This is a genomic window from Catenulispora sp. MAP12-49, assembly GCF_041262705.1.
Classification (GTDB): domain Bacteria; phylum Actinomycetota; class Actinomycetes; order Streptomycetales; family Catenulisporaceae; genus Catenulispora.
In genome coordinates, this window is sequence record NZ_JBGCCP010000017.1 from 77,062 (window position 1) to 90,068 (window position 13,007).

Below are 13,007 nucleotides of genomic sequence, written 5' to 3' on the forward strand. Positions count from 1 at the left end.
TCCGATGATCGACAACACGCCACCCGTTCGGCCTAGTACCCCCGAGCCCGCGTCAGCGCGTGCTCCAGCACCACGATCAGCGACTCGCGGACCGAGTCGCCGCTTCGCGCGTCGAACGCCACGACCGGGACCTCCGGTGCCACGTCCAGGGCTGAGCGTACGGCGGGCAGCGAGTGCGACAGGACGCCGTCGAAGGCGTTCACCGCGATTGCGAAGGGGGTGCCGTCGCGTTCGAAGTAGTCCACTGCGGGGAAGCAGTCGTCCAGCCGGCGGGAGTCCACGACCACCAGGGCGCCGAGGGCGCCCTGGGTCACGTCCTTCCACATGAAGCCGAAGCGGTCCTGGCCCGGGGTGCCGAAGATGTAGAGCTTCAGGGTCGGGTCCAGGGTCAGGCAGCCGAAGTCCATCGCGACCGTGGTGGTGGTTTTGCGGGGGGTCATGCTGGTGTCGTCCACGCCCGCTGCCACCTCGGTGATGGCGGCTTCGGTGGTGAGCGGTTCGATCTCGCTCACCGCTCCGATGGCGGTGGTCTTGCCGACGCCGAAGCCGCCGGAGATGACCATCTTCACCGGTTGCGGGGGGCGGGTGGCGGTCGCGGTGGTGGTGCCGTCAGTCATGGCCGGGCCCGCCTGACGTGTGTATTGCGCGGAGGCCATCGATCACCCTTCTCAAGATGTCCAGATCCGAGCTGCCGGCCGCGCGGGGTACGTGGACGGTCAGCAGTTGTCGGGTGTGCAGGTCGCCCACCAGGACGCGGACCACGTTCAGGTGCAGCCGCAGGCGGGCTGCCAGTTCGGCCAGGGAGACCGGGACGCGGCAGGTCTCGATGATGGCCCGGCGTTCGAAGGCCAGGTGCGGCTCCTCCAGCCGGGCCAGTGCCTCGGGGGTGGCGACCAGCTGGGTCTCCATCGGCAGCGCCTGCTCCTCGGCGACCACGCGGCCCTCCGTGAGCAGGAAGGGGCGCACCGCCGAGACCTGCTCGACGGCGTCACCGGCCGGCTCCTGCTCCGCGGCGCCTCCCCCGCCCGGCTCGGTCACCCCTGCCCACCGCCCGGTCTGCGTGCGGGGACGCCCATGCCGACGGTGTTCTTCAGTTCGATGATCAGCGCCGGGCTCAGGACCGCGCCGACCCGGTTGGCGAACAGCGTCATCTCGTAGGCCACGTTGGCGAGCTTGGCGTCGGCCGTGGTGACCGCGCCGAGCACCGCGCCGCTGCCGATCCGGGTGATCAGCAGGTAGCCGCCCTCCATGTCGATGATGACCTTGTTCAGCGCGCCCAGGCCGTAGTTGCCGCCGGCGCCGGCGGCCAGCGAGGTCATCCCGGAGACCACGGCGGCCAGCCGCTCGGAGGACCCCGGGTCCTGCGGGCGCGAGACGGCGATCAACAGCCCGTCGGACGAGACCGCGATGGCGTCGACCACGCCGGCGGTCTCGTTGGCGAAGCGGGCGACCATCCACGTGAAGTCCGCGGCGTCGGCAGCGAGCCGCTGTTCTTCGCTCTCCCAAGGGGCGGCACTGTTAGAGCCGATCATGGTGTCGTCCTCCTATTGGTCTTCCCCGTCCCGCTCCGGCGTGGTCGGGCCCGCGTGGCGGGCCGCCTGCCGGCGGGTCGGCAACTGTTCGGCGCTGTCCCGGTTCGCTCGTTCCACGCCCGCCTCGAACTCCATCAGCGCGTCCCGCACGGCCCGCGCGTCCTGCGGCGGGACCGGCCCGGCCACCGTCGGCATCTGGCTGGTCGGCCAGTCCGGGTGCGAGGGCGGGGTCTTGCGGACTCGGCGGGGCAGGGCCCCGTCGGCGGGCTGCGGGGTGGTCGCGCTCGGCGGGGCGGCGCCGGGCGGAGCGGCCGGGGCCGGGCCCGCGGCGAACCGCGGCGGCTCCGGCGCCGGCTGGTGCGGCTGAACCATTCCGGGCGCCTCCGGAGCGGGTGCGCCGGGCGGGGCCGGGACCGTCGGCGGCCGGCGCACCGGCAGCATCTCGGTCTCCCGGCGGGGCTCGGGCACGGGCTGGTGCGGCAGGTGCTGCGGCTCGCCGCCGGACAGCGCGCGCCGACGGCCGAGGCCCTCGGGCGGCACCGGCGCCAGCGGGCCGAGCGAGTAGCGGGCCCCGGGGGCGTCCGGCGCGGCCGGCTGACCGAGCGCGTCGAGTCCGGACACCTGGAGCGACGAGCCGTCCGGCCCAGTGGTCGGCGGCTGATACGGCTGGAGCTGGTGGCCCGCCGGCGCCTGGGGGTCGATCGGCTGATATGCGGGCGAGGGCGCGGCGAACTGGCCTTGCGCGGGGTTCGCGGCCCGGTCGAACTGCTGGTACGAGGGCGACTCCGGAAGGCCGCTCGCGGCGCCGGCCGCAGCACTCGCCGCGGCACTCGCCGCGGCACTCGCCGCGGCACTCGCCGCGGCACTCGCCGCGGCGGGGTCGGTCGGAGCGGGCTGATACGACGGGGCCTGATGGCCGCCGGTCTGGCCCGTCTGGCCCGTCTGGCCCGCACCGGATCCGGCGGGAGCGGTCCCCGGAGTCGCGTAGGCGTCGAAGTCCGTACCCGTCGGCAGGCCGAACGACTCAGCAGGCTGCGTGGCACCGGGCACCCGCCGCGGCAGACCCTCGGCGCCGGGCGGCAAGGCCGGGGCGGCGGGGTTCGTGCGCGGCACGGCCGGCGGCGCGTGCAGCGGCTGCGCCGGCGTGAGCGGCGGCCGGCCCCGCATCTCCAGGGCCTGAGCATGGGCCTGCGCCGGGCTCGACGGCAGCGCGGGCACCCCGTTGGCCGCGGGCGCCGAGGTCGCGGCCGGCGTCCCGCTCGCGGCCGCCTCGGCGGCGTCCCCGCGCGGGGCCCGGGTCCCGGCCGTCTCGGCGACCGGGCCGGCCAGCAGGAATCCGGGCACGTACACCCGCGCGGTGGTCCCGCCGCCGGTGGTCGGCGACAGCTCCACCGCGGCGCCGGTCCGCACCGACAGCCGGCCCACCACGAACAGCCCCAGCACCCGGGTCGGCGCCAGGTCCAGGCGCTCGCGGCGCACCAGGCGCGCGTTCTCCTGCGCCATCTGCTCCGGGGACATGCCCATGCCGCGGTCCACGATCTCGATCACGAACCCGCGCGCCGACAACCCGACCGCGATCTCCACGCGCTGGCTGGCCGGGGAGAACGACACCGCGTTCTCCACGAGTTCGGCGACCATCAGGGTCATGTCGCCGACGGCCGAGGGCGCGACCATGGCGTCGTCCTCGGCGATCAGCACCACGCGCTGGTAGCCCTCGACGCGGCCGACGGCCGAGCGCACGACGTCGGTGAGCCGCATCGGCGCGCCGGAGATGTTCGCCTCGCGCTCGCCGGAGAGCAGGATCAGGCTGTCGGCACCGCGTTGCAGACGCACCGCGAGGTGGTCGATGCGGTACAGCCGGTCCAGCAGCACCGGGTCGGTCTCGCTGCGCTCCACCTGGTCGATGATCGACAGCTGGCGCCCGGTGAGGTTGTGGATCCGGTGCCCGACGTTGCCGAACATCTCCGCGGTGTTGCGCCGGATGGTGACCTGGCGCTCCAGCATCAGCAGCGCGGTCTCCTGCACCTTGTTGAACGCCAGCGCCAGGTCGCCGAGCTCGTCGTCGGTCGGCACCGGGATGGCCTCGAACTCCGGCAGCTCGCCGCGCTCGCCGAGGTCCTCGTCGGTGACCCGTTCCAGGTCGGCCGCGGCGGCGCGGGCCACGCGGGTGGCGGCCCGGGTCAGGGCCAGCACCGGGCGCACCACCGAGCGCCGGATGAGTCCGGAGAGCACCATCAGCGCCCCGGCGGCCAGCACGCCGACGCCGATCATCAGCGCCACCGTGATCTCCGCCTGCTGGGCGTTGTCCCGGGCCAGGCCGATGATGCGGTCGGTGATCTGCGCCTCGGCCGCGGCGCGGCTGTTGCTCGCGGTCTCGAAGGCCGCGGTGAGCATGGTGCGGTCGTTCAGGGTCTGGATGTTCTGCAGGTCCACCGCGGCGTTGCCGTTGACGCCGCGGATGGCGTCGAAGGCCTGGCCGTACATGGCCTCGGCCTTGTCCTGGTAGGTCCGGAAGACCTGGGCCTGCGGGGAGCCCAGCAGGGCGCTGATGGCGGTGCGGTCGGCGCCGGCCTGGGACTGCTGCACCAGCCCGAACTGGACCTGCGCGACCTGGTCCCAGCGCAGCGCGGTGGCGTACTGCTCGCCGGCGTTGAACTCGGTGGGGCCGGAGGCGAAGGCGGTGAGGGAGGCCTCGCGTTGGCTCTCGGCCATGTCGCCGGAGTACAGCGCGGCCAGTTCGGCCTCCAGCGAGGCGGCCGGGCCGCCGGCGGCGGCGTGGCCGCCGAAGTCCAGCGCCGAGACCATCTGCGAGTCGATGGCGCCGTACACGGTGTCGACCAGCTGCTGGACGTGCGCCTGCAGGACATAGTTCTGCGACATGCCCTCGCTGGCCGGCAGCTCGCGCACATAACTCAGGTCGGACACGGCGGCCAGCGCTGCGGTCAGCGTCGGCGTGGCGTGCCGCCCGAAGTCCAGGGTGACCTGGTCGACCTGGGAGTCGGTGGTCGCGATGGCGGCCTGGTACTCCTTGTCCTTGTCCGGGTCGCCGCTCATCGCCGCCTGGGCCTTGTCGCGTTCCAGCGACAGGTCCTGGATCAGCTGGCTGACGGACTTGGAGGAGGACAGGAAGTCCGCCGCCGAGTTCCACTGGCCGGCCACGTTCACCTCGTGGACGGCGACCGGCGTCATCAGCGCGGCCATGGCCACGGTGGGCAGCACGACCAGCAGGTCCATGCGGCGCCGGAACGGCAGCCGGCTGCGGACCGCCGGTCTGGAGACGCTGGAGGCGCTGCCGGCGCCGGCGCTCGATGCGCCGCTGCCGTCGGTGGAGGTGGTGATGGTGGCGACGTCGGTGCCCGGGCCCTGCGTCATGTCCGCACCGCCTGCCTTTCCCCGTGCGGTCATTGCTGTTTGATCCGGTTCCAGGCGGCCACCCACTGCGGGTAGGCCACACACCCGCCGGTCCGGCCGTCCTGGCACTTGGCGGTGGGCGTGACCCACATGTGCACGTCGGCCCAGTAGGACTCGTCGGCGGCGTGGTAGGCGGCGCAGAACTTCGCCACCAGTGCACAGGCCTGCGCGTTCGCCGGGGCCTCGCCGACGTACTGGGCCACCTGCGCGTTGACCGCCGGGGAGGTGACGTAGCTGAGCCACTTGTAGGCGCAGGTCAGGTTCTTCGCGGTGGAGCTGACCATCCAGGTGTCGGACCACCCGGTGGTGCCCCCGGCCGGCTTGGCGCCGACGATGTCCTTGTACCCGTTGCCCTGCAGCCCGTTGACCACCGACTGCCAGCCGGTGCCGATGGTGTCCGCGCCGTGGGTGAAGGCCGCTTGCTGGGCGCCGGTGTCCGGCCAGTAGTCGGCGACCGCGGCGCGCTGCTTGGTCAGCACCGCGACGGCGGCGTCGAACTGGTTCTGGTCCAGCGCGTAAGGGTTCGTGATCCCGAGCGCCGGCTGGCTCTGCATCAGGTACACCGCGGCGTCGGCGATGGTGATCGGGGAGTCGTAGACCGACACGTGGCCGGCGACCGCGGGATCGGGGGCGAACACCGCGCTCAGCGAGGTGGGGGCGGGATTGACCTTGGCCTTGTTGTAGATCAGGACGTTGGCGCCGCGGCCCTGCGGGATGCCGTAGGGCACTCCGTCGGCCGAGTTCCAGGGCCGGTTCTTCAGCGTCGGGTAGATCTGCGCGTAGCTGGGCACCTTGGAGACGTCGACGGGGGCGACGTCCCCGCTGGCTATCATCCGCAGGCTGGCGTCCCCGGAGGCGGAGACCACGTCGTAGCGGCCGGACTTCACGTCCGCGACCATCTCGTCGGAGCTGCCGGCGGTTTCGGCGTGCACCGTGCACCCCGACTGCTTCTGGAACGGCGCGATCCACTGGTTCTCGGCGTAGCCGTCCCAGACCACCATGTAGAGGTCGCCCTCGGAGGAGGTGCCGGGCTCGGCCGTGGGTATCGGCGGGGCCACGAAGGCACCGCCGGCCGCCGACCCGGGGCTCGAGGAGCAGCCGGCCACCAGCGCCAATGCGGCGACCGCGGCGGCCAGGCGCGCCGCGAGGGACCCGTATCGGCGTCCGAGGACCGCCGACCGCACTATCGCCATAGACCGGGGCGCCTTCTGCTCACTCGTCGCTTGTCATGCCAGAGCCTTGCGTGGGGGGGGACACGGACGGCACGCAACCGTACGCGACGCGCTGCACACTACACGATCGTATGGTCGGTAGAGAATCAGCGAACGTATGAAAAGGCCTGGACCCGTCCAGGCCCAAACATCCGTGCGGGAGCGATCCGGCAGGTGAGCCAGTCGGTGACGACCTCTAGGATCAGTCCATGGCGAAGAACCCGGAGCGCCTGATGGTGCTCGACACCCCGACGCTGTACTTCCGCGCCTTCTTCGGCGTCCCCGACACGATCCGCTCGCCCGACGGAATGCCGGTGAACGCAGTGCGCGGCACCCTGGACTTCGTCAGCCACCTGATCGCCACCTACAAGCCGGACCGTCTGGTGGCCTGCTTCGACGCGGACTGGCGCCCGGCCTTCCGGGTGGAGGCGATCCCGTCGTACAAGGCGCACCGGGTCCTGGAGGAGGCACCGGAGGGCGTGGACGTCGAGGAGGTCCCGGACATCCTGACCCCGCAGGTGCCGGTGATCGAGGCGGCCCTGGACGCGCTCGGCATCGCGCGCGCCGAAGCCCCCGGCTTCGAGGCCGACGACGTCCTGGCGACGCTGGCCGAGCGCTGGAGCGCCGGCGGCCACGGCCCGGTCGACGTGGTGACCATGGACCGCGACCTGTACCAGATGGTCGAAGACGCCCGCGGCATCCGGGTCCTGAACATCGGCAAGGGCGTGACCAAGCTCGAGGTGGTCACCGACGACACGCTGCGCGAGAAGTACGGCATCACCGGCGGGGAGTACGCGGACTTCGCGGCGCTGCGCGGCGACCCGAGCGACGGCCTGCCGGGGGTGGCGGGCATCGGTGAGAAGACCGCGGCGGCGCTGATCTCGCAGTACGGCGACCTGGCGGGGGTCCGCGCGGCGGCCGGCGACCCGGCCTCGGCGCTCAAGCCCGCCCAGCGCAAGCGCATCATCGAGGCCGCCGGCTACCTGGACGCGGCCCCGACGGTGGTGCGGGTGGTGCGCGACGCCCCGGTCGCCGAGCACGACGACCTGCTCCCCCGGGAGCCGAAGGACGCGGTCATGGCGGAGATGCTGGCGGAGAAGTTCGGGCTGAAGGGCGCCGTCGCCCGGCTGACGAAGGTCATGGCCGAGCGGTAGAGACCGGCCGGGCTGCGGCGCGCCTGCGCCGCAGCCCCCACGCTCAGTTGCTCAACTCATCCTCAGCTGCTCAACCCGCGCTCAGCTGCTCGACTCGTGCTCAGCTGCTCAATCCGCGCTCAGCTGTTCATCATCGAGTAGGCGACCACGCCGCGCCGCAGCCCGTCGATGGCCTCCTGCGCGGCGGTGCGCACCGTGCTCGCCCTGCCCCCGGTCGCCGTCAGCTCGGCGGCCGCGTTGGCCACCTGCCCCAGCAGGTCGATCAGCTGCTTGCACCAGCGCACGAAGTCGCCCGCGGGCATCTCCACATCCCACAGGACCTCCTCCAGCGCCTTGCCGGACGCCCAGTGGAAGGCCGGCAGCGCGAACCCGAGATCCGGCTCCCGCTGGAACTCCAGATGGTGGTCCGTCTCCAGCTCCTCCAGCTTGGCCCACAGCCGCACCATCTCGTCGAGCGTCTGGGGGACCGCGCCTCCGGGGAGCCTGGGCGGGCCCGCGTCGTCGGCCCGCCGCGCCTCGTACACCAGCGCCGACACGCAGGCCGCGAGCTCGGGCGGGGTCAGCCCCTCCCAGAGCCCGGCGCGCAGGGTCTCGGCGGTCAGCAGGTCCAGCTCCGTGTAGAGCCGCCCGAGCCGCTTGCCGATGGGCGTGACCTGGTCGCCGTCCAGGTACCCGAGCTGCTCCAGCAGCCCGCAGACCCGGTCGAAGACCCTGGCGATGCTGTTCGTACGCCCGGCGACGCGCTTCTCCAGCTGCTTGGTCTCGCGGTCCAGCTTGTGGTACCGCTCGGCCCAGCGCGCGTGGTCCTCGCGGTCCTGGCAGCCGTGGCAGGGGTGCGCGCGGATCGCCTTGCGCAGATTGCTGATCTCGGTGTCGTCGACGGCCCCCGAGCGATAGCGGGTCTTGCGATACGGCGGGATCTCCTTGTCCCCCGCCTTGCTGCGCAGGACGGCGGCCAGGTCCTTGCGGGACTGCGGCGACTTGGCGTTGAAGGACTTCGGGATGCGCATGTGGTCCAGCGCCTCGGCCGGGCTGGGGAAGTCCGTGAGCGAGAGCCGCACCACCTGCCGGTCCACCGTCAGCACCACCGGGCGCGGTCCGTCGCCGGTGACCTGCTTCGGGCGGCCCGCGGTGGCGGCCGGTATCCCCGGGTCCAGGACCACGGCCACGCCGGCGCGCTTGCCGGCCGGCACCACGATGATGTCGCCGGGCTGGAGCTTCTCCAGGGACTCCAGCGCGGCGGCGGCGCGGTTCGCAGCGCCCTGCCGCGACAGGTCGGCCTCGCGCTCGGAGAGCCGGCGGCGCAGCCCCATGTACTCCTCGAAGTCGCCCAGGTGGCAGGTTATGGCCTCGGAGTAGCCGTCGAGTGCGTTCGTGTTCTTGCGCACCTGGCGGGTCAGGCCGACCACGGCCTGGTCGGCCTGGTACTGCGCGAAGGAGGTCTCCAGCAGGTTGCGCGCGCGCTCGGCGCCGAACTGGCCGACCAGGTTGACCGCCATGTTGTAGGACGGCTTGAACGAGCTGCGCAGCGGGTAGGTCCGGGTCCCGGCCAGCCCGGCCAGCGCCTTGACGTCCAGGTCGGGCCGGTACAGCACGACCGCGTGGCCCTCGATGTCGATCCCGCGCCGGCCCGCGCGCCCGGTGAGCTGCGTGTACTCCCCGGCGGTCAGGTCGACGTGGTTCTCACCGTTCCACTTGGTCAGCGCCTCCATCACCACGGTGCGCGCCGGCATGTTGATGCCCAGCGCCAGCGTCTCGGTCGCGAACACCGCCTTGACCAGGCCCTGGACGAACAGCTCCTCGACGATCTCCTTGAACGTCGGCAGCATGCCCGCGTGGTGGGCCGCGACGCCCCGCTGCAGGCCGTCGAACCAGTCGTGGAAGCCCAGGACGTTGAGATCCTCCGAGGGGATCCGGCCGGTCCGCTCCAGCACGTGCGCCTTGACCCGGGCGCGCTCGTCGGCGTTCAGCAGCCTGACACCGGCGTGCAGGAACTGCTGCACCGCCGCGTCGCAGCCGGCCCGGCTGAAGATGAAGGTGATGGCCGGCAGCAGGCCCTCGGTGTCCAGCTTCTCGATGACGTCCACGCGGCTGGGCACCCAGCCGCCGCGGCCGCGGCGCTGGTTCCGGCCGCGCTGGCCGCGGTTGCCGCCCGCGCCCCCGCCGCCGCGCGGGCCGCCCCGCTTGACTCTGCCACTCGAAAACCCCGACTCCGAGCTTTCGCGGTTCAGCCGCACCAACTCGGGGTTGACGCGCAGCTCGCGGGCCGCGGAGATGCCGCCCTGGCCGTTGGCCCCGGGCATCGCCTCGCCGTCGGCGCCGTTGGCGAACAGGTCGAACATCCGCCGGCCGGACAGCACGTGCTGCCACAACGGCACCGGACGGTGCTCCCAGACGATGGACTTGGTGTCGCCGCGCACGGTGCGCAGCCAGCCGGCGAACTCCTCGACGTTCGACACCGTCGCCGACAGCGCCACCAGGCGCACCGACTCCGGCAGGTGGATGATGACCTCTTCCCAGACCGCGCCGCGGAAGCGGTCGGCGAGGTAGTGGACCTCGTCCATGACGACGTAGCCGAGCCCGGACAGCGTCCCGGAGCCGGCGTAGAGCATGTTGCGCAGGACCTCGGTCGTCATCACGACGATCGAGGCCTCGCCGTTGACCGTGTTGTCGCCGGTCAGCAGGCCGACGTTGGCGGCGCCGTGCCGGGCCACCAGGTCGGAGTACTTCTGGTTGGACAGCGCCTTGATCGGGGTGGTGTAGAAGCATTTGACGCCCTGCGCGAGGGCGAGGTGGACGGCGAACTCCCCCACGACGGTCTTGCCCGACCCGGTCGGGGCGGCGACCAGGACGCTGTCCCCGGCCTCCAGCGCTCGGCAGCCCTCGATCTGGAACCCGTCGAGATCGAAGTCGTAGCCGCCGCGGAAGCGCTGGAACTCGGAGAGGGCAGGCACATCGGGAGCCCGCAGGGGCTCAGCGGGCGATGACATGCCTCCACCCTAACCTCAAGCTTGATCGCTGCGCCTCAGGTTTGCGGGGAGGCCCTTTCGGTGCTGTCCCCGCAGGTCTGGCGTTCCTGTTCCGCGGGGCTCGCGTTCCTGTTCCGCGGGACTCGCGGCGCAGGTGGCTCAAGTCGTTCAGGCGGCGGAGGGCACCTGGGTCGCCGGGGCCGGCCGGAACACCCGCAGCGCGCCCGGCAGCGTCCGCAGCGTCACCGGCAGCGCGCCGATCCGCTCGCCGTCGGCCCAGCAGCTGACGTTCTCGGCGTGCAGCTCGACCTCGGCCGCGTGGTGGACGTCCACCTTGGGGTGGTTCACGTGCCGGCCGGAGAAGACCTTGGGGAAGATCGTCAGCAGCGTCGGCTTGGAGATCCTGCGGACCGCGGTGAGCTGGAAGCGGCCGTCGTCCATGCGCGCCTCGGGGCAGACCAGCATGCCGCCGCCGTAGGAGGGGCCGTTGCCGACCGCGACCAGCATGCACTCGGCGTCCACGCTCGTGCCGTCCAGCACGATCCGGAAGGCCGGCGCCTTGAAGCGCGGCAGCTCCAGCAGCATCGCCAGGTCGTAGCGGCGCTTGCCGCGCGGCCAGCTCATCTGGTTGGCGCGGTCGTTGACCTTGGAGTCCAGGCCGCAGGCCAGCACGGTGGCGAAGCGGCGGACCACCTCGGCGGAGGTGCCGGTGCCGACCGTGGCCTCGCCGAGGTCGATCTCGCCGACCTGGCCGGCGGCGATCACTTGGGCCGCGGCCTCCGGGTCCTTCAGCGGGATGCCCAGGCTGCGCGCGGTGTCGTTGCCGGTACCCGCCGGGATGACGCCGAGGACGCGCTCGGGCTCGGCGGTCAGCAGCCGCAGCCCGGCCGAGACCATGCCGTCGCCGCCGACCACGACCAGCGCGGCGTCGGGGTCCTTCAGCAGGGCGTCGGCGGCACGCTGTTCGCCGTCGAAGGCGTCGCGGCCGACGATGTCGGTCACCTGGATCCCGGCGGCGCGCAGCGCGGCGACGGCGCGCCGGCCGGCCTCGGCCCCCGCGCCCTTGGCGGACGTGGGGTTGATCAAGGCGACGACGTGGTCGGGTCTGTGTTGGTTGAGACTGCTCGGCACGCGCAGACGTTAGCAGCGCGCGCCCTCCCGCGTCATGGCGGCGTGACCGGCGCGTTATCGCGGGTCGTCGCCGGTCGTCGCCGCGCTGCCTCAGGTGAGGTCGTCGTAGTCGTCGTCGAAGCTGCGCCGGACCTGCTCCACGGGGCGCGCCTGCTCGACCGGGACCGGGCTCAGGTCGAGGTCGGAGGCCTCATCCGGGGAGACGTAGGCCGCGGCGGCGCGGGCGGCGCGGCGCTTGTCGTTCAGGACCGCGATGCCGATGGCGCTGTAGTAGAGCAGACACATCGGCGCGGCCAGGGCGGTCATGCCCAGCGGCTCGCCGGTGGGGACCGCGGCGGCGGCGAAGATGAAGATGCCGAAGGTGACGTAGCGCCAGGACTTCTTCAGGCGTACGGCGGACAGCACGCCCGCGAAGTTCAGGGCGACGACGATCAGCGGAACCTCGAAGGAGGCCCCGAAGATCAGCACCATCCGCAGGAAGAAGCTGACGAACTGCTCGAACGGCACGTTGGTGACGGTGGTGTCCGGATTGAAGCCCAGCAGGACGCTCATCACCGTGGGGAAGATGAAGAAGCACAGCCACGCGCCGGCGACGAACAGCGGCACGCCGGCGGCGACGAAGCCCAGGGAGTACTTCTTCTCGTTCCGGTGCAGGCCCGGCGCGATGAACGCCCACAGCTGGTACAGCCACACCGGGCTGGACAGCAGCATGCCGAACATCAGCGAGACCTTGAGGCTGATCGCCAGGCCCGAGGTCGGCCCGGTGACCGACAGCGCGTGGTTGGGGCACGGGGCGGCGGGGTCGTACACCGTGCCGCCGATGCCGTGCACGCTCTTGATGTGGCAGATCGGGTCGGACAGCAGGTTGATGGCCCAGGTGTGGAGCAGCCAGCCGACCACCGCGCCGAGCGCGATGGCCACCGAGGCGCGGAACAGCCGGGTGCGCAGCTCGCGGATGTGGTCGCCGAGCGGCATCCGCCCCTCGGGGTCCTTGGGGACCTTGACGATCTTCGGCGGCTTGCTCTTGCCCTTGGGCCGGGTCCCGTTGGCGCTGGCCTGCGTGGTCATGGTGTCGGGGGTCCGTTCAGTTCTGGGCGTTGTCGGCGCGCTGGGCGCCGCCGTCGACGATCGAGCCGGGGATCACCTTGGCCTCGGGCAGCTCCACGTCGTCCGCGGCGGCCTGCATCTCGGACTTCATGATCCGCGCCGACTTGCGGACGTTGCGCACCGAATCGGGCAGCCGGTTGCGCCCGAACAGCGCCCACGCGACCAGCACGATCAAACCGATCTCGATCAGCCTCTCGAACACGGGCCGACCCCCTTCACTGCGACGAGCCCCCGGCGGGCGGGCGTCACGGACACGTACACGGGCACGATGCGAAGACTAATCGTGCTGGGCCCGTGCCCGCATCGCCTTGACGCCCTCCATTTCCTGAACACCGCGCAATGTCTGACTCGCGTCGTTCAGAACGGTGGTGGTCGTCTTCAGCTCCCGGATCAGCCCCTTGGCCGCGGCGAACACCCGCAGGCCGAAGGCGGCGGTGATCACCAGGGCGAGGACGGCGGTGATCGCGATCAGCAGGACCCAGTACATGCCAG

At 72.2% G+C, this 13,007-nt stretch carries 11 protein-coding genes; 1 reads left to right on the forward strand and 10 read right to left on the reverse strand.

Annotated elements, in window-relative coordinates; all coding sequences use genetic code 11:
- Window positions 1-32: 32 nt before the first annotated feature.
- From ABIA35_RS27860 to ABIA35_RS27880, 5 genes are read right to left on the reverse strand one after another with little or no spacing between them, the layout of a single operon-like run.
- Window positions 33-617: an ATP/GTP-binding protein gene (locus ABIA35_RS27860; protein WP_370341679.1), complete on the reverse strand. Its 585-nt coding sequence runs from the start codon at window positions 615-617 to the stop codon at window positions 33-35.
- Entirely contained in the window at window positions 610-1,038 is a 429-nt protein-coding gene (locus ABIA35_RS27865) for a DUF742 domain-containing protein (RefSeq protein WP_370341680.1), read from the reverse strand. The genes ABIA35_RS27860 and ABIA35_RS27865 overlap by 8 nt, the downstream gene beginning before the upstream one ends.
- On the reverse strand, window positions 1,035-1,532 hold the full coding sequence (locus ABIA35_RS27870; RefSeq protein WP_370341681.1) for a roadblock/LC7 domain-containing protein: 498 nt from the start codon (window positions 1,530-1,532) through the stop codon (window positions 1,035-1,037). The genes ABIA35_RS27865 and ABIA35_RS27870 overlap by 4 nt, the downstream gene beginning before the upstream one ends.
- 12 nt (window positions 1,533-1,544) lie before the next feature.
- On the reverse strand, window positions 1,545-4,937 hold the full coding sequence (locus ABIA35_RS27875; RefSeq protein ID WP_370359863.1) for an ATP-binding protein: 3,393 nt from the start codon (window positions 4,935-4,937) through the stop codon (window positions 1,545-1,547).
- Window positions 4,934-6,136, reverse strand: a complete 1,203-nt coding sequence (locus ABIA35_RS27880) for an ABC transporter substrate-binding protein (protein WP_370341683.1) — start codon at window positions 6,134-6,136, stop codon at window positions 4,934-4,936. The genes ABIA35_RS27875 and ABIA35_RS27880 overlap by 4 nt, the downstream gene beginning before the upstream one ends.
- Before the next feature lie 251 nt (window positions 6,137-6,387).
- Between ABIA35_RS27880 and ABIA35_RS27885 the strand changes: the two genes are divergently transcribed.
- Window positions 6,388-7,308 carry a 5'-3' exonuclease H3TH domain-containing protein gene (locus ABIA35_RS27885; protein WP_370359917.1) on the forward strand — a complete coding sequence of 307 codons (921 nt, stop codon included), beginning with the start codon at window positions 6,388-6,390 and terminating at the stop codon, window positions 7,306-7,308.
- Window positions 7,309-7,427: 119 nt separating this feature from the next.
- On the opposite strand, the gene ABIA35_RS27890 is transcribed toward ABIA35_RS27885, so the two are convergent.
- From ABIA35_RS27890 to ABIA35_RS27910, 5 genes are all read right to left on the reverse strand, one after another.
- Entirely contained in the window at window positions 7,428-10,298 is a 2,871-nt protein-coding gene (locus tag ABIA35_RS27890) for a DEAD/DEAH box helicase (protein ID WP_370341684.1), read from the reverse strand.
- 147 nt (window positions 10,299-10,445) lie between these two features.
- Window positions 10,446-11,408 carry a diacylglycerol kinase gene (locus ABIA35_RS27895; protein ID WP_370341686.1) on the reverse strand — a complete coding sequence of 321 codons (963 nt, stop codon included), beginning with the start codon at window positions 11,406-11,408 and terminating at the stop codon, window positions 10,446-10,448.
- 90 nt (window positions 11,409-11,498) lie between these two features.
- A complete protein-coding gene (gene tatC / locus ABIA35_RS27900; protein ID WP_370341687.1) occupies window positions 11,499-12,476 on the reverse strand; it encodes a twin-arginine translocase subunit TatC in 978 nt (325 codons plus the stop codon).
- Window positions 12,477-12,492: 16 nt separating this feature from the next.
- Window positions 12,493-12,717: a translocase gene (locus ABIA35_RS27905; protein ID WP_370341688.1), complete on the reverse strand. Its 225-nt coding sequence runs from the start codon at window positions 12,715-12,717 to the stop codon at window positions 12,493-12,495.
- 75 nt (window positions 12,718-12,792) lie between these two features.
- A complete protein-coding gene (locus ABIA35_RS27910) occupies window positions 12,793-13,002 on the reverse strand; it encodes a hypothetical protein (RefSeq protein ID WP_370341689.1) in 210 nt (69 codons plus the stop codon).
- Window positions 13,003-13,007 lie beyond the last annotated feature (5 nt).